This window comes from Pseudomonas sp. NPDC087639, from assembly GCF_044743385.1.
Classification (GTDB): Bacteria; Pseudomonadota; Gammaproteobacteria; order Pseudomonadales; family Pseudomonadaceae; genus Aquipseudomonas.
Window position 1 is genome coordinate 1 of the sequence record NZ_JBIUWI010000007.1, and the last position, 16,151, is coordinate 16,151.

Annotated in this window: 15 protein-coding genes; 5 read left to right on the forward strand and 10 right to left on the reverse strand. The window is 59.1% G+C overall.

All coding sequences use genetic code 11. The features are described 5' to 3' along the window. The coding region (locus ACIOVB_RS05365; RefSeq protein WP_401265541.1) for a cbb3-type cytochrome c oxidase subunit I at nucleotides 1-977 on the reverse strand (977 nt) is incomplete at its 3' end. Between the two features lie 95 nt (nucleotides 978-1,072). Here ACIOVB_RS05365 and ACIOVB_RS05370 point away from each other — a divergent pair. From ACIOVB_RS05370 to ACIOVB_RS05380, 3 genes are all read left to right on the forward strand, one after another. After that, on the forward strand, nucleotides 1,073-1,753 hold the full coding sequence (locus ACIOVB_RS05370) for an alpha/beta family hydrolase (RefSeq protein ID WP_401265543.1): 681 nt from the start codon (nucleotides 1,073-1,075) through the stop codon (nucleotides 1,751-1,753). A gap of 992 nt (nucleotides 1,754-2,745) precedes the next feature. Then, nucleotides 2,746-3,111 (forward strand): DUF6124 family protein, encoded by a 366-nt coding sequence (locus ACIOVB_RS05375; protein WP_401265545.1) that lies wholly within the window; start codon nucleotides 2,746-2,748, stop codon nucleotides 3,109-3,111. Between the two features lie 540 nt (nucleotides 3,112-3,651). Further along, on the forward strand, nucleotides 3,652-4,017 hold the full coding sequence (locus ACIOVB_RS05380) for a DUF6124 family protein (RefSeq protein WP_401265547.1): 366 nt from the start codon (nucleotides 3,652-3,654) through the stop codon (nucleotides 4,015-4,017). 67 nt (nucleotides 4,018-4,084) lie between these two features. Here ACIOVB_RS05380 and ACIOVB_RS05385 read toward each other — a convergent pair whose 3' ends face one another. The 4 genes from ACIOVB_RS05385 to inhA all read right to left on the reverse strand — a co-directional run bounded on the left by ACIOVB_RS05385 (nucleotide 4,085) and on the right by inhA (nucleotide 8,160). Further along, nucleotides 4,085-4,558, reverse strand: coding sequence for a hypothetical protein (locus ACIOVB_RS05385; RefSeq protein ID WP_401265549.1), 474 nt, complete (start codon nucleotides 4,556-4,558; stop codon nucleotides 4,085-4,087). 239 nt (nucleotides 4,559-4,797) lie between these two features. Then, entirely contained in the window at nucleotides 4,798-6,363 is a 1,566-nt protein-coding gene (locus tag ACIOVB_RS05390; protein WP_401265551.1) for a methyl-accepting chemotaxis protein, read from the reverse strand. 101 nt (nucleotides 6,364-6,464) lie between these two features. Next, complete coding sequence (locus ACIOVB_RS05395) at nucleotides 6,465-7,256, reverse strand: type II CAAX prenyl endopeptidase Rce1 family protein (RefSeq protein WP_401265552.1); 792 nt, start codon at nucleotides 7,254-7,256, stop codon at nucleotides 6,465-6,467. 217 nt (nucleotides 7,257-7,473) lie between these two features. Then, nucleotides 7,474-8,160: an isonitrile hydratase gene (inhA, locus tag ACIOVB_RS05400; protein WP_187680919.1), complete on the reverse strand. Its 687-nt coding sequence runs from the start codon at nucleotides 8,158-8,160 to the stop codon at nucleotides 7,474-7,476. A gap of 89 nt (nucleotides 8,161-8,249) precedes the next feature. On the opposite strand from inhA, the gene ACIOVB_RS05405 reads away from it, so the two are divergent. Further along, a complete protein-coding gene (locus tag ACIOVB_RS05405) occupies nucleotides 8,250-9,221 on the forward strand; it encodes a GlxA family transcriptional regulator (RefSeq protein ID WP_401265554.1) in 972 nt (323 codons plus the stop codon). On the opposite strand, the gene ACIOVB_RS05410 is transcribed toward ACIOVB_RS05405, so the two are convergent. The 5 genes from ACIOVB_RS05410 to ACIOVB_RS05430 form a co-directional block, all read right to left on the reverse strand. Further along, nucleotides 9,218-9,607, reverse strand: a complete 390-nt coding sequence (locus ACIOVB_RS05410; RefSeq protein WP_401265556.1) for a hypothetical protein — start codon at nucleotides 9,605-9,607, stop codon at nucleotides 9,218-9,220. The genes ACIOVB_RS05405 and ACIOVB_RS05410 overlap by 4 nt on opposite strands. 378 nt (nucleotides 9,608-9,985) lie before the next feature. After that, nucleotides 9,986-11,812 carry a glycoside hydrolase family 15 protein gene (locus ACIOVB_RS05415; protein ID WP_401265557.1) on the reverse strand — a complete coding sequence of 609 codons (1,827 nt, stop codon included), beginning with the start codon at nucleotides 11,810-11,812 and terminating at the stop codon, nucleotides 9,986-9,988. Continuing rightward, entirely contained in the window at nucleotides 11,805-12,605 is an 801-nt protein-coding gene (locus ACIOVB_RS05420; RefSeq protein WP_401265560.1) for a glucose 1-dehydrogenase, read from the reverse strand. Before ACIOVB_RS05420 ends, ACIOVB_RS05415 begins: the two co-directional genes overlap by 8 nt. Nucleotides 12,606-12,734: 129 nt before the next feature. Further along, complete coding sequence (locus ACIOVB_RS05425; protein ID WP_401265561.1) at nucleotides 12,735-13,739, reverse strand: hypothetical protein; 1,005 nt, start codon at nucleotides 13,737-13,739, stop codon at nucleotides 12,735-12,737. Nucleotides 13,740-13,921: 182 nt separating this feature from the next. Next, nucleotides 13,922-15,055 carry a cupin-like domain-containing protein gene (locus tag ACIOVB_RS05430; RefSeq protein WP_401265563.1) on the reverse strand — a complete coding sequence of 378 codons (1,134 nt, stop codon included), beginning with the start codon at nucleotides 15,053-15,055 and terminating at the stop codon, nucleotides 13,922-13,924. Nucleotides 15,056-15,184: 129 nt separating this feature from the next. Between ACIOVB_RS05430 and ACIOVB_RS05435 the strand changes: the two genes are divergently transcribed. Further along, nucleotides 15,185-15,922 (forward strand): thioesterase II family protein, encoded by a 738-nt coding sequence (locus tag ACIOVB_RS05435; RefSeq protein WP_401265566.1) that lies wholly within the window; start codon nucleotides 15,185-15,187, stop codon nucleotides 15,920-15,922. The last annotated feature ends 229 nt before the right edge of the window (nucleotides 15,923-16,151 follow it).

The following is a 16,151-nucleotide window of genomic DNA, read 5'->3' on the forward strand; positions in this document are numbered from 1 at the left end:
ATCGGACCTTCGAAGGTCGACATGCCGTAGAACGCCAGGGAAACCACGAGGAAACGCAGGATCGGGTCGGTGCGCAATTTATGCCACGCGCCCGACAGGGTCATCATGCCGTTGATCATGCCGCCCCAGCTTGGCGCCAGCAGAATGATCGACATCGCCATGCCCAGCGATTGAGCCCAATCCGGCAGCGCGGTGTAGTGCAGGTGGTGCGGGCCAGCCCAGATGTACAGGGTGATCAGTGCCCAGAAGTGCACGATCGACAGGCGATAGGAGTAGATCGGACGTTCGGCCTGTTTCGGCACGAAGTAGTACATCATCCCGAGGAAACCGGTGGTCAGGAAAAAGCCTACGGCGTTGTGGCCGTACCACCACTGAATCATCGCGTCGGTGGCACCGGCATACACCGAGTAGGACTTGGTGAAACTCACCGGCAATTCCAGATTGTTGACGATGTGCAGAATCGCCACGGTGATGATGAACGCACCGAAGAACCAATTGCCGACATAAATGTGCTTGGTCTTGCGCTGCATGATCGTGCCGAAAAACACAACCGCGTAGGCGACCCAGACGATGGTGATCAGGATGTCGATCGGCCATTCCAGCTCGGCGTATTCCTTGGAACTGGTGTAACCCAGCGGCAGGCTGATTGCCGCCAACAGGATTACAAGCTGCCAGCCCCAGAAGCAGAACGCGGCGATTTTCGGCGCAAATAGCTGAGTCTGGCAGGTGCGCTGCACCGAGTAGAACGAACTGGCGAACAGCGCGCAGCCACCGAAGGCGAAGATCACCGCGTTGGTGTGCAGCGGGCGCAAGCGGCCGAAACTGGTCCAGGGCAAATTGAAGTTGAGTTCGGGCCAGACCAATTGAGCCGCGAGAAAAACCCCGAGGCCCATGCCGACGATGCCCCACACCACCGTCATAATGGCGAATTGGCGGACCACCTTGTAGTTGTAGGCGGTACTGATAGAAGTGTTCATGGTTCCCCATCCACGGTTCAGCCGAAGTGAGCGCACGCAGAAAACGCTGCGAATCCTTCGTCTGGAGTTATAGGCAGACTAAAAGCGAGGCAAGCATGGACAAACAGCACAAGGCCAGTATTGACGGGGATCAATGGGCGCAGTGCGTACGTGATCATGGGTGGTTATGGGATGCGGCTGTGGGTGAGGCTTCGGCGACGTTGATCCTTGCGCATGGGGCGGGTGCGCCGATGGATAGCGAGTGGATGACGGATATGGCTGGGCGCCTTGCTGGGCTTGGGGTGAACGTGTTGCGGTTCGAGTTTCCGTATATGGCGCAGCGGCGGGTGGATGGGGGCAAGCGGCCGCCGAATCCTGCGGCGAAACTGCTTGAGTGCTGGCGCGAAGTATTTGCCGAAGTGCGACGCCATGTCGCTGGGACTTTGGCCATCGGTGGTAAGTCCATGGGCGGGCGGATGGCGAGTCTCTTGGCCGATGAGTTGGGCGCTGATGCCTTGGTTTGCCTGGGTTATCCGTTTTATGCGGTGGGCAAACCGGAGAAGCCGCGGGTTGAGCATTTGGCTGGTTTGCAGACGCGGACGTTGATTGTGCAGGGGGAGCGGGATGCGCTGGGTAATCGTGAGGCGGTTGAGGCTTATTCGTTATCGCCGAGTATTGAGGTGTTTTGGCTTGTGGCGGGGGATCATGACCTGAAGCCGCTCAAGGTTTCCGGGTTTACGCATGAGCAGCATTTGGCCAGTGCCGCGCAGAAAGTAGCCGAGTTTCTCAGCAGCTGACCGAGCTGGTCTGAGATTTTGAACTGCATGAAGATCTGCTCCCTTTCCCCTCGACCCCATGGGGGAGAGGGCTGGGGTGAGGGGGATCGATTTCAGTCACGACATATTTTTTGGGTACATATCCATTGCTGCGGTAACGGCCACTTAGGGTTTCGCCCTGACGGCGACTCACTTTTTTTACAAACGCCTAAAAAAAGTAAGCAAAAAAACGCTTGCTCCTACGTGCGGCCCGCTCGCTGGGGCTCGGGGTTCCTTCGCTCCGGGATCGATCCGGGCGCAGCGTCTCCGGTTTGCTGCGCTGCACCTCCTCTCGCTGTGTTTGGCTTCGCCAAACGGTCGCTGCGCTCCCACGCCCAGATCGATCCCTCCACTCAGCCTTCCGACGTCGCCCGTGGATCAAGATCAAAAGCCGCAGCCGAGCTAACGCTCATCCTTTGAGTGGGGCGGCATGCGCCGCGTGCGGGGTGTACTCATTTTCTTGTGGGAGCTGGCTTGCCAGCGATGGCGGCCTGCCAGCCGACCAATCCCTTGCTGGTGTACCCGGCCCAACTGTAGGAGCGAGCCTGCTCGCGAAAGCGGCCTGACAAACAACATCAAAACAACAGGCCAACTTCCCGCTTTTTCTGCCCATAAACGCAATCCCGCGAGCACGTTTAAACTACACAACCCGTTACGCCATCGGGCCTACAACACCTTGCGCCGTTACCTACGCGTACGCCAGAATCCGCCGGCTTACACTGCTATGCAGTGGGCTATATCGTTCCCCTGTCACTGAAAATCAGTGATCGGGTTTGGTAGCCCGTCTGTAATAGCTGTATGGCAACACCGTAGGCAGTCCCTCTTCTTGGTGCTCGGTTTTATGGTGGTCATGCGTGGGGCTCACTCGTGAGCGCCGGGTTCCTATTGCAGCCGGTCTACCAACCCGCGTATGGCCGCCACCCTCGTTTGGTAGCGAGAGTGATGGCTCCTAAACTGCAATAGGAGTGTCATCCATGTTCAAAATCACGCCAAACCCACCGCACACCGATCCCATCCCCCATGACCCTGCGCTTGACCCGCAAAAGGTAAAAGAGGCAACCGATCGCGCCCTCGACTACTACCTCAAACCCGAAGACCTGGCGGCTCCGCCAAAATCGCCCAAGTTTCGCCCCGTGTTTCTCGTTGACCCCACGCTGGATGACGAAACCCTGCTCGTCGAAGCCTGTGAGTCGCTGTCATACGCCCATGCCATTGCCGGTAATATCGCCAACTCGGTGGGTGGCCCGGAGCGCAAACCGCTGCTGGCGCTGCAACAGGTGATCATGCTGAACGAGCTGTTGGTCAATCGGTTGCTGGATAAGTTGAAGTTGCCTCAATAATTTCGCTGGCTGTTATGGACTCTTCGCGAGCAGGCTCGCTCCCACACTGGATTTGCGGTGGCACACATATTTTGTGCCCGACGACGATCCCTTGTGGGAGCGAGCCCGCTCGCGAAAGCGGTCTGCCAGACAACATCAAAAGAGGAGGCTGATTACCGGCAATTTCAGCGAGTAAACGTAATCCCATGAACACGTTTAAACCACACAAAGCGTTACGCCATAAGGGCTACAACACCTTGCGCCGTTACCTACGCGTACGCCAGAATCCGCCGGCTTACACGGCTATGCAGTGGGCTATATCGTTCCCCTGTCACTGAAAAACAGTGATCGGGTTTGGTAGCCCGCTTCGAAACCGTCGTATGGCGTCACCGTAAGCAGTCCCTTTTTGGGGCTCAGATTTTTATGGTGGACATGCGTGGGGCTCACTCGTGAGCGCCGGGTTTCCCGTTTCGACCGGTCTACCAACCCACGTATGGCCACCACCCAATCGTTTGGTAGCGAGGGTGATGGCTCCTAATATTCGAAACTGGAGTTACACCAATGTTCAAAATCACACCCAACCCACCGCACACCGATCCGATCCCCCACGACCCTGCGCTTGACCCGCAAAAGGTAAAAGAGGCAACCGATCGCGCCCTCGACTACTACCTCAAACCCGAAGACCTGGCGGCTCCGCCAAAATCGCCCAAGTTTCGCCCCGTGTTTCTCGTTGACCCCACGCTGGATGACGAAACCCTGCTCGTCGAAGCCTGTGAGTCGCTGTCATACGCCCATGCCATTGCCGGTAATATCGCCAACTCGGTGGGCGGCCCGGAGCGTAAACCGCTGTTGGCGCTGCAGCAGGTGATCATGCTGAACGAGCTGTTGGTCAATCGACTATTGGATAAACTCCGTTTGCCGCAATAGTTGCGAAGCCGATGAGTGGGGCGTTTGCCCCGCTCATCGCACAGAAGCCGTACCGCCTAATGCTGATTCATTGATCGGTTCTTGTCAGTTTGAACGTTCCGTTCGGCCACAAACGATAACCTTCGGATTTGAACGTTGCGGTGAAGTCACCGGTGACGGTGCCTGTTGTCCGGTCCAGTCTGATTGTAAGTTCCGCGTCATCGGCATCGACAGTTGCGAATCCCGTGAAACCCGGTGGGGCAGGTATCGAATGGATATGGGCAACATGCAACCCTTTGCCGTCATTCAGTTTGTAGGTGTACTCCATCAAATCTTCATCGAGATAAGGCACGCTCAGAAGAAAGCTAAAGTAGTTTTCTTCGTCCAACGATCCGGTCGAACCGGCAAAGACCCAACTTTCTTCGCCGGTAGGCGCGAAGACGCTATAGGCGAACGAGCTGTGTTGAGCGTTGATGGGCTCAGCCCCGAAACTCCAGTGAAAATCATTGGTGGCGGGCTGGAAACTGTTTTGCTTCGTGATGAAAATGCACTTCGCGCTCATGATGAAATCCTTCTCCGTGTATGAACAAAGACAGGTGAGAACACCTGGGTGCCATTGAAGGTTCTTTAATGAACGCGCGTCTACTGTAAAACCTGACAGCTAGACAGCGTCGGGCAAGTGTGGATGCGTAGGCAAACCAAGGTAGTCAGCGAATTCCGGCTCTGGCGCCATCCATTTCCGACCTGCAATAAAAAACCCGGAAGCTTTCGCTGTCCGGGTTTTTGTTATCGCCAGTTCAATCAGCGGTTAAACCGCTCCACCAACGAATACTGCGTATTGGCCGTCTTCGTCAGCTCTTCACTCAGCAATGCCGAGTTGTGCGCCTGTTCCGAGGTCTGATCCGCCAGTTCCGAAATATTGCTGATGTTGCGGCTGATTTCTTCGGCCACCGCACTTTGCTCTTCGGTCGCGGCGGCGATCTGGGTGGTCATGTCGGTGATGTTGGCCACCGCTTCGCTGATGCCGACCAGTGCCTGATCCGCTTCCAGGACTCGCGCCACACCTTCTTCCGCCTGGCGATGCCCGGCTTCCATGGTTTGCACGGCGCTCGAAGCAGTCTGCTGCAACTTGGCGATCAGCGCATGAATCTGCCCAGTCGATTCGCTGGTGCGTTGCGCCAATTGGCGCACTTCGTCAGCCACCACGGCAAACCCACGGCCCATCTCGCCGGCACGGGCCGCTTCGATGGCGGCGTTGAGGGCGAGCAGGTTGGTCTGGTCGGCGATGCCTTTGATCACGTCGACCACGCCGCCGATTTCGTCGCTGTCCTTGGCCAGTTGGGTCACGGTCAGGCCGGTTTCACCCACAACCACCGACAAGCGCTGAATGGCTTCGCGGGTTTCGCCGGCGATGTCGCGGCCGCGACCGGTCAGGCGATTGGCCTCTTGAGTGGCGTCGGCGGTGCGCTGCACGTGGCTGGCGACTTCCTGAGTAGTCGCGGCCATCTGGTTGACGGCGGTGGCGACCTGTTCGGTTTCCACGCGCTGACGTTCCAGGCCGGTAGAGCTGCTGTGCGCCAGTCGGTCGGACTGTTTGGCCTGATCGGTCAGGTGTTCGGCGGTGTCCTGCAGACGGGTCAGGCAGGTTTTCAGGCGTGCTTCCTGGCTGAGGATCGACATTTCCAGACGTGCCTGGGCGCCACGGCTGTCGGTGTACATCTGCGCGATCAACGGGTCGGACGTGGTCTGCCCGGCCAGACGCAGCAGGCGTTTGAGCCCGCGTTGTTGCCATTGCAAACCCATCAGGCCCAGCGGCACCGACAGACCGGCCGCCAAAGCAAAGCCCCACTGCGAGTTCAGGGTTGCGCCGATCACGAAACCCAACTGACTGACCAGAATGAATGGCAGCCAGTCTTGCAACACCGGCAGCCATTTATCGCTGGAAGGGATCGCCGACTTGCCCTGGTTGATGCGTTGGTAGAGCGCTTCGGCACGGCGGATCTGTTCGGCGGTGGGTTTGATCCGCACCGACTCGTAACCGACCACTTGATTGCCTTCAAACACCGGTGTCACGTAGGCGTTAACCCAGTAGTGGTCCCCGGACTTGCAGCGATTCTTGACAATGCCCATCCATGGCAAGCCTTGTTTCAGTGTGCCCCACATGTGCGAAAACACCGCCGCCGGGACGTCGGGGTGACGAACCAGGTTGTGCGGCGCACGGATCAGTTCCTCACGCGAAAACCCGCTGATCTCGACGAAAGCGTCGTTGCAGTAGGTGATCATGCCCTTGGCGTCGGTTGTGGAAATCAACCGTTGCTGAGCCGGGAAAGTCCGTTCGCGTTGTGTGATGGGCTGGTTATTACGCATGGTTTTTCAATCCGCAAGGCTTTGAAAGGTTGTCGGCGGTGTCAGCTTTTTATTGAATTTTTTTTCAGATTTATGTACGGCGTCGCAAAACCGGCCTTGCTTCAGCCCGCGAGCATCGGATAGGTGAACAAGCCGAAATGCAGCAGGTTCAGCCCGAAATGCGTGGCGATCGCCGCGCCGAGTCCGCCAAAACGGTAGGCCAGACCATAGCCGACACCTGCCAGACCCGCCAGCAACACCCATGTCCAGCCAGCGCCGATATGCGCCAGTGCGAACAATGATGAAGCCAGCAGCAGGGCGAGATTTTCGCCGTATGGCAGGTGCTTGAAGCGTCGGCTCAGGCCGCCCTGTATATAGCCGCGAAACAGCGCTTCCTCGACCAGCGTCACCAGCAGCAGATTATTCAGCACCCACAGCCACGCCTGATCCGGCCACTTCGGCGCCCAGGCGATCACGCCCAGCAACACAGCCCCGCCGAGGGCGAGGATCGCGCTCAAGGTCAGGGCGAGAGCGCTGGCGTACACCGTCAGGCGCAATGAACGCCGCGCGACAATCCATGGGCAGACCAGCAACAGCCAGAGGCCGATCAGCGGTTTGTCCTGATTCAGGTACATCGAGAACGGTACGGCATTGTCGGTGAAGCGTTGCGGGTCGATGGCGCGACCGTTGTAGAAACCGGGCAACCAATGCAACGCCAGCGCCAACGCCAGAACGACGAACAGACCGTGACCGAGATAGCGCGCGACCTGCACGTGTTGCTGACGTACGGCAAAACCGGCGAAGAGCAGAAGCCCGACAGAAATCAGCGCGAGCCAGCCGAGTTGGCCGTAACTCAGCGCCAATCCGTAGCCGATACCGAGAAGTGCCAGATAAAGCCATGGCAGAGACTTCATGGAGGGTCCTTGTGCAGATTTTGTGGAAGGGCTTTCTACACGGACGGGCGGCGGGGGACAAGTGAAGGTGAAGAGCAAAGCAGGGGCTGAAGCCAGTGACAGCCGACCTGTAGGAGCTGCCGAAGGCTGCGATCTTTTGATCTTGATCTTGAAAAAGCCAAAGTCAAAAGATCGCAGCCTTCGGCAGCTCCTACAGGGTTTTGTGGATGGCTGAGGATCAGCGCAAGTTGAGTTTCGCCGCCGCGCGCCCGGTGATTTCCGTGCGCAGTTTCAACGATGGCGCCGCACGCAGCCGGGCTTCATCGACGATTGCGCTCGGCGCTGTATCGGGGCTGCCGGCATTGAACGGCGGTGCCGGCGCGTACTCAAGTTGCAACTGCACCAGTTGCGCCGTATCGGCATCAACCAGTTCAGCCGCCAGCACCAGCGCAAAATCGATCCCGGCAGTAATCCCGCCACCGGTAAACAGATTGCCGTCACGCACCACCCGATCCTTCACCGCAATCGCGCCCAGTGTCGGCAGCAGATCGTGATACGCCCAGTGCGTGGTTGCGCGTTTGCCTTGCAGCAGGCCCGCCGCGCCAAGCACCAACGAGCCGGTGCACACCGACGTCACGTAACGCGCCTGCGCCGCCTGACGTTTGATGAAGCTCAGCGTCTGCTCATCTTCCATCAGCGGCCCGACGCCACCGCCACCGGGCACACAGATCACATCCAGATCCGGACAGTCCTCGAACGTGGTGGTCGGCTTGAGCAGCAACCCGGTGCTGGCGGTGACCGGCATCAGATCCTTCCAGATCAGATGCACCTGCACGCCCGGCAGCGAAGCGAGCACGTCGTATGGCCCGGTCAGATCCAATTGCTGAACCTGCGGAAACAACAGAAAACCGATCTGCAGCGTCATCGTTCTTGCTCCATTAAAAGGGGTGGACGGCTTCACTGTAGGCGCGTAGGTTTTGGCGCATACGCCAATTGCCCCACGAATTACGCCAAATGCCCAAAGCCATCCACGTACTCGCGTTTGCCAACATGCAGATCCTCGATATCACAGGTCCCTTGCAGGTATTCGCCTCGGCCAATGATCTCGCCCGTCAGCGCGGCTTGCCGGTTCCTTATGCGCCGTCAGTGATTGCCAGCGAGGGCGGGGCGGTGATGTCGTCGGCGGGGTTGGCGGTGCTGGCCGAACCGTTACCGGTGGAGCCGAGCGATACGCTGATCATCGCGGGCGGCTGGGGGATTTATTCCGCCGCTGAAGATGTGTCACTCGTGGACTGGGTGCGGGAACACGCGGCGAAATGCCGGCGCGTGGCCTCGGTGTGCACCGGGGCATTTTTGCTCGCGGCCAGTGGCTGGCTCGACGGTCGTCGCGTCGTCACCCACTGGACCCGTTGCGAGCAACTGGCGCAGCAGCACCCTAACTTGCAAGTCGAGGCCAATCCGATCTTCATCAACGACGGCCCGGTCTGGACTTCTGCAGGCGTCACTGCCGGCATCGATCTGGCGCTGGCCATGGTCGAGGAAGACCTCGGCCGCGACATCGCGCTGGACGTCGCCCGGCATCTGGTGGTGTTCCTCAAACGCCCGGGCGGGCAGTCACAGTTCAGCGTGACGTTATCGCTGCAAAATCAGGGCAATCGTTTCGATGACTTGCATGCGTGGATCGCCGAAAACCTGACCTGCGATCTCGGTGTTCCCACCCTCGCCGAACAGGCCGGCATGAGCGAACGCAGCTTCGTCCGCCACTACCGCGCCGACACCGGCCAGACCCCGGCGCGGGCTATCGAGTTGATCCGCGTCGAGACCGCGCGGCGGCTGCTCGGTGATACTGGGCTCCCGGTCAAACGAATTGCTGCCAATTGCGGGTTTGGCAGTGAAGAGACATTGCGCCGCAGTTTCCTGCGCGCCATCGGCGTGACGCCGCAGGCGTATCGGGAGCGGTTTTCGGTGAGTGCTGCTGTTCCTTAAGCCTCAGCTTCCGCCACCTGATTGAAATACTTCGTCCGATCCGGGGTAAACGTCACCACCATCTTCGTCCGTGAACACGTCAGCGAGCGCTCATCACTCAAATCGATATCCAGATCTTCTCCGCGCAACCCTTGCCATTGGGCGAGGTATTTCAGTGAGCCGTGCTTCTCGTTTTTCTTCAGGCTGCGGCTGACGCCACCTTTCCAGCCGAGCACCGGCAGTTCACCCGCGAGGCATTGCAGAGCGAGGTCGGGGAAGCGGGTGGCGCGCTGGCGGCCGATTTCCCAGCATTTGATCAGGCCTTTGTCGGCGGCTTCCCACAGCTGGGTGCGGGTCAGGCCGGTGCGCAGGGGGGAATTGATGGTGCGCTGGACGTGCTGGGACATTCTGGTTCCTTGAATTCGGGTTTTGTTGGACAGCTCCGCTGTGCCCGTTGCGCTTGATGGTAGGGGCGGATGTAACCGCTGGCAACAAGGTATTTCGGGGTGTAAGCGCAAGTTGCGGGGGGAGGGATTGAGTGGTGGTGTTTAGCGAATGTAGGAACTGAGCCGCGCAACTGTGGTGAGGGGATTTATCCCCGACCGGCTGCGCAGCAGTCGCAAAGTCAGTGAATGCGGTATTTCTGGAGGATTGCTTGTGGAGGGTTTGGGGCTGCTTCGCAGCCCATCGGGGATAAATCCCCTCGCCACAGGGAGTGACTGATTGTAGGAATTAGTCTTGCTGCGAGTGGGAGGTGGCAAATGTCCGACAGACTCCGATGACAATTACGGCTGCCACTCACTCTTTTCCCCACTCAAGCGCCTATCGAGAAAACTCGCTGCACTGATCAATGCCAGATGCGTCAGTGCTTGGGGGGTATTGCCCAGATGCCGCCCATGACTGTCGAACTCTTCGGCGTACAGCCCCAACGGATTGGCGTAGCGCAGCAGTTGTTCGAATTCCAGATGGGCCTTTTCCACTTGCCCGGCACGGGCCAGGCATTCGACATACCAGAATGAACACGCGGCAAACGCGCCTTCAGTGCCGGTCAAACCGTCGATGTTGGCGTCATCATTGCGGTAGCGATAAACCATGCCGTCGCGCACCAGCGTCTTTTCGATGGCCTCAAGCGTCGACAGCCAGCGCGGGTCCTTCGCGCTGACGAAACGCACCAGCGGCATCAACAGCATTGAACCATCCAGCGCAGTGCCGCCCTTGTACTGCACGAAATGCCCGCGCTCTTCGTCCCAGAAGTTGTCCCAGATGTCGGCGTAGATCGCTTGGCGAGTCTGATCCCATTGCGCGAACGGTGCAGGCAGCGAGCGTTTCGAGGCCAGCCGAATCGCCCGATCCAGCGCCACCCAGCACATCAGCCGCGAGTGCAGAAAGTGATGTTGCTCACCACGCATTTCCCAAATGCCTACATCCTTGGTCTGCCATGTCTCACAAACCTGATCGACCACTTCGCGCACGTGTTTCCAGCCTTCGTGGGAAATCGCGTCACCGTACTTGTTGACCAGATACACCGCGTCCATCAACTCACCAAAGATGTCGAGCTGGATCTGGTCATACGCGCCATTGCCGATCCTGACCGGTTGCGCACCGCCATGGCCTGAAAGGTGGGTCAATTCGGTTTCCGGCAATTCCTGACGACCGTCGATGGCGTACAGAATGTTCAGTGTCATCGGTTGGCCACAGCAGTCGCTGACCCGTCCGCGTAGCCAGCCCATGTAGGCGTTGGCTTCACTGACGAAACCCAGACGCATGAACGCGTAAACCGTGAACGAGGCATCGCGGATCCAGGTGTAGCGATAGTCCCAGTTGCGCTCGCCGCCGGGGGTTTCCGGCAGGCCGAAGGTGGCTGCGGCGAGGATCGCACCGTGTTTGCGTGAGGTCAGCAGCTTGAGCGCGAGGGCGGAGCGGTTGACCATTTCCCGCCAGCGTCCGCGATAAATCGACTGACCGATCCAGTCGCGCCAGAACTTCAGGGTGCGCTCCATGCAGAAGTCTCCGGCACCTTCGGCAAAGCGCGGATCGTCGGTGGCGCCGAGCATGAAGGCGGCGGTCTGATTCTGTTTGAGGGTGAAGCGGGCAACCGCTGCATCTGCGTCGACTTGCATGGGCTGATCCGAAGCCAGACGCAGTGTTGGTTGCCCTGTGGCACTGAACACCACGTCTTTTTGATCCAACTGCGCACGGGTGTCGGCGCGGGAATAGTCGTGACGAACGGCGCAGCGCATGTGGAACGTCGCCTCGCCACTGACCACCCGCACCCGCCGCATCAGCAGTGGCAAGTCATCTTCGCTGTCACCCACCGGCAGCATGTCGGTGATTTGCACCACGGCATATTCACTGAGCCAGCGGGTTTGCAGGACGTTGGTGTCCGGCAGGTAAATCTGCTCGCGGCGGGCATCGGGCAAGTCCGGCGCCAGTTGAAAAATCCCTGCGTCAGGGGTGTCCAGCAGCGAACAGAAAATCGATGGGCTGTCGAACTCCGGCCAGCAGAAAAAATCCACGCTGCCCTTATCGTTGACCAGTGCCGCACTGCGCATGTCGCCGATGATGCCGTGGGCGTCGATCGGGCTTTGTCGTTCTGGATGATGCTCAGCCATTGCCGCGAAACTCCGGATAGAGGCTCATGCCGCCGTCTATAAACAGGGTGGTGCCGACGATGTAATCGGCGGCATCGGAAGCGAGAAACACCACCGCGTTGGCGACGTCTTCGACATCGCCGATGCGACCGTAGGGAATCAGCTCAAGCAGTTTTTCGCCGGCCGCGCCTTCGGTGGCTTCTTTATTGATGGCCGTGCGAATCGCACCCGGCGCAATGCCGTTGATGCGAATGCGCTGATGGCTGACTTCCTGCGCCAGAGACTGCATCAACAGATCGACGCCGCCCTTGGACGCCGCGTAATTCACATGCCCGGCCCAAGGGATGCGCTGGTGCACCGAACTCATGTGAATGATCTTGCCGGCGGCCCGGGACACGCCTTCGCGCACGCCCTGGCGGTTGAAAATCCGCAGGGCGGCGCGGGCGCAGAGGAACTGGCCGGTGAGGTTGACGCCGATGACCGCGTTCCAGTCCGCCAGCGACATGTCCATAACCGCCGCGTCTTTTTGCAGACCGGAATTGGCCACCAGAATGTCCAGTGAACCGAAAGCTTCGAGGGTCTCGGCGAACAGTCGTTCTACGTCATCTTCCTTTGACACATCGGCGCGAATGGCAATCGCCTGACCGCCGTCGGCGATGATCTGCCGGGCGAGTGCTTCGGCGGGTTCGGCCTGGCGGTTGTAGTTGATGACCACGGCGGCGCCGGCAGCGGCCAGGGCCTTGGCGGCGGCATGGCCGATGCCGGAGCTGGCGCCGGTGATGAGGGCAACTTGGCGGGCGAGGGAAATCTGCATGAGTGTCAGGGCCTGAAGCTTTAGTCTTGAATAGCTGACTGGCCGGCGCAGGCGAGAGTTCAGTGAAAAAATAGCTGCCCCTGCCAGCCCAATGCGCTTTGAGGGGGCAGCGCGTATTAAAACGATCGCTCAGATGTGATAACGCGCACTGTGTTTATGCCATTCCCGATTGCCCGCAATCCAAGTGGTCAAGCCGTTCAGATAGCGTTTGGTCAAAGGCGTGGCCGTGCTCAGCAATTGCTTTTCAAGCGTTACGTATTCCTGCATGACGGCATCATGAATATCCGCCGATTTATCGATGGCATCTTGAAGCGAGCAGTCGTGTCTGGCCGCCAGCAGGTAGGGAAGCTTGAAGTCTCCCGTTTCCTTGAGGTGCTCTTTGTAAGCGGAGTACAAGTCGTTGACCAACGTCGTGGCCAGTGCTGCCAGCGCGCTGATGTGGTGAATCTCCGGCTGGGAATACAGGTTGGCGGGTACTTCGTATCCCCCGATAGCATCAATCAGAACCTGACAAGGCCAGAAACTGTTGACCTGTCGGCTGGCCAGGTATTCCGCGATGGTGGGTTGGGTGCCATAGATACGCCACGGAGCTTCGGCAGCCATGGTGACAAACATGGCAATGGTGATTTGCCGGACTCGAGCCACTTGTGAGGGTGTGCAGAAATGACCCACGCGTGTCATGTAAGACAGCAATCCTCTGATCACCGGGTCGCGCGATTGTTGTTGCGAGAGTTCTTCATCGAAAGGCGCAGGCAAATAAACCGGGTCGATAGCCGTGATGGCGAACGACAGCATTTGGGCCACATTCTCAGGGCGGCCGCCAAGCGATTGGTCGTCACAATAATGGTCATCCACCGCGAACAATGCCGCGAAACACTGCGCTGCGAGCAGCAACCTGTCCGGATCGTCCGTGTCGGCATGGCACAACATTGCATAGCGGCCGAAGTCACTGGCTCGCAGTTTCTCGTGTTTACCGGCAAAGATACCCACGCTCGGTATCCACGCCATCAGACGCTCGTTGACCTCCTGGCCCAACGCCTCATCAATGCGTGTGGGTGGAGGGCAAAAGAGTTCGCGCACGACAAAGGGTGCAATTGCGCTGCGTGGTTGTGACGAGATCGTGGGCTGATTCATGGTGTGCTCCTGTTATCGACGCTGACTCAGGACACTGAACGCAATAGTCGGGTCCGTGCTTGACGGGCGAGTTCCTGCGTAAGTAACGGTGGGAATATAAATGCGCTTTGTCGGGAGAAAGCGCACCTGTCAGGTCTGACAGGTGCGCAGGTTTTGCGACGGGTGGTGGTGTCACTCGCGGCTTACCAACCGCGCCCCGAGTTGACCCAGAAATTCACCGACAACGAGGTCGACACCGACTCGACCTGATGGAACCAGCCTTCCGGCAAAAACAGCAAATCTCCCGCCTCAAGTGTCACGCGCAGAAACGTCACATCCCGCGCCGCCGGGAAGCGTTCGTAGTCCGGCGCATCCGGGTTGAAATCGCAGCCATCCAGCCCGCCCTTGGGCGCGGTCGACCAGGTGCCGAGCGCTTCACGATGATGCGGTGCGGCGAGGATGAATTTCTTCTTTCCCCACACCTGCGCAAACAGATTGTCGGTGTCATCGCGATGCAGCGGCGTCAGCGTGCCTTTGGGGCCGATCCAGATGCGCGGCGGAATGAACTGCGAGGGATCGAAGTAGCCCGGGTATTTGATCTGCTGCATCAATTGCGCCGGCAGAATGTTGTTGCCCATGTAGGCCGGCGGTTCGCCGTCTGCGCCTTTGACCGCCGGTTGGTCCAGCGAAGCAATGAAGTCGGCCATCGACGTTGAACGGAAATCACGTTCGGTGGAAAAGGTCTTCTTCACGTAATCGCCATGGCGGGTGATGCCTTGCAGTTCGGCGAAATGCACCAGCGACTCTTCGCGACTCAATTTGAACAACGGCCAGTCATGCAGCGCGTTGCTGATCACCACGGGAATGCCATGGGGCAGATAGCGGCTCTTGAACTCGGTCACCGACAGCTCGCTGCGCGAACGTCGCTCGACGTTCAGTTGGGTCGGCAGGCCGGCGGTGAGCTTTTCACTGAAGCGCGGCGGCGTCGGGTAACGCTTGTTCATGTCGACTTTTTCCGCCACGGCGCCGCCGTGCATCGCATGCTCGATGATCTGCGGCAGCAGGGTCGCCAGGCCCATGTTGCCGCCGATTTTCAGGCGACCGCTGGCGAACAGTTCTTCGACGTTGGCCATGCCGCCCATGATCCCGAGGAAGTCGCGCTCGGCGACTTCGATGGTCACATCAGGGCTCGCGTGCCGGCCAGACACGGTGCGACTGCTGGCCTTGACCTCGGACCAGTAGGCCTGCTGCGGGCCAAACACGAATTGAAAAACGCCTTCGATGCCGACGGCACCGGCATTGGCGAACAACTTGCCCAGGATGCTCTGCAGGTCCACGGTGAATCCTCATTATTGGTTTTGGCCTGAACAGTTAACGAGCGCCTGTGCAGAGGATTTAGCGGGCGCCGACTAATTTGATCGGGCCGCGATCCGTTTCTCTCTACAGACGAATTTTTTGAGGGGAGCGTGGTGACCAAGCTGACTCTGCTGTGCCTGCCGTACTCCGGCGCCAGCGCGATGGTCTACAGCCGCTGGCGGCCGAAGATGCCGCAATGGTTGCACTTGCAACCGGTGGAACTGCCGGGGCGCGGCGCGCGGTTCGACGAGCCGCTGCACACCGACATGCGAACGCTGGCGATGCAATTGGCCAAGGAATTGCGCCCGACACTCAAGACCCCGTACGCGCTGTTCGGTCATAGCCTCGGCGCGTTGCTGGCCTGCGAAATGGCGCATGCCTTGCGCGCGCTGGGATGTCCGGAGCCGGTGGCACTGTTTGCCTCGGGCACGGCGGCGCCGACGATGCGCGCCGATTACGATCGCGGTTTTGCCGAGCCGAAAACCGATGCCGAGCTGATCGAGCAATTGCGCACGCTCAACGGGACGAGCGAGGAGGTGCTGGCCAATGCCGAGCTGATGAGCCTGACCTTGCCGATCCTGCGGGCGGACTTTCAGTTGTGCGGCAGGTTCGAAACCTTGCAGCGACCACTGCTCAACTGCCCGGTGCATGTGCTCGGCGGCAAGGCTGACCGCGCCACCACCGAGCAACTGATCGGCTGGAGCAAGGAAACCCGTGGCAGCTTCTCGGTGGACATGCTGGCCGGTGGGCACTTCTTCATCCATGAGCACGAAGCCAAAGTGCTGAAGGTGATCAAGGATCAACTGGATGTGCACCATCGCCGGCACAGCGTGATGGCCGCCGTGTAAACCGACTCCTGAAACTTACCCAATACCCTGTGGGAGCGAGCCTGCTCGCGATAGCTATTGATCAGTCACTAAAACATTGGCTGACAGACCGCTATCGCGAGCAGGCTCGCTCCCACAGGTTTTTGTCTGTCTGACAGTTGTTCTCATTCGCTAATTTTTCCGGTCTGCATTCGTTTTATAGGGACGACGTGCCTTTGTGCTGCCTGCCTACTGATCCGGATGCCAAGAA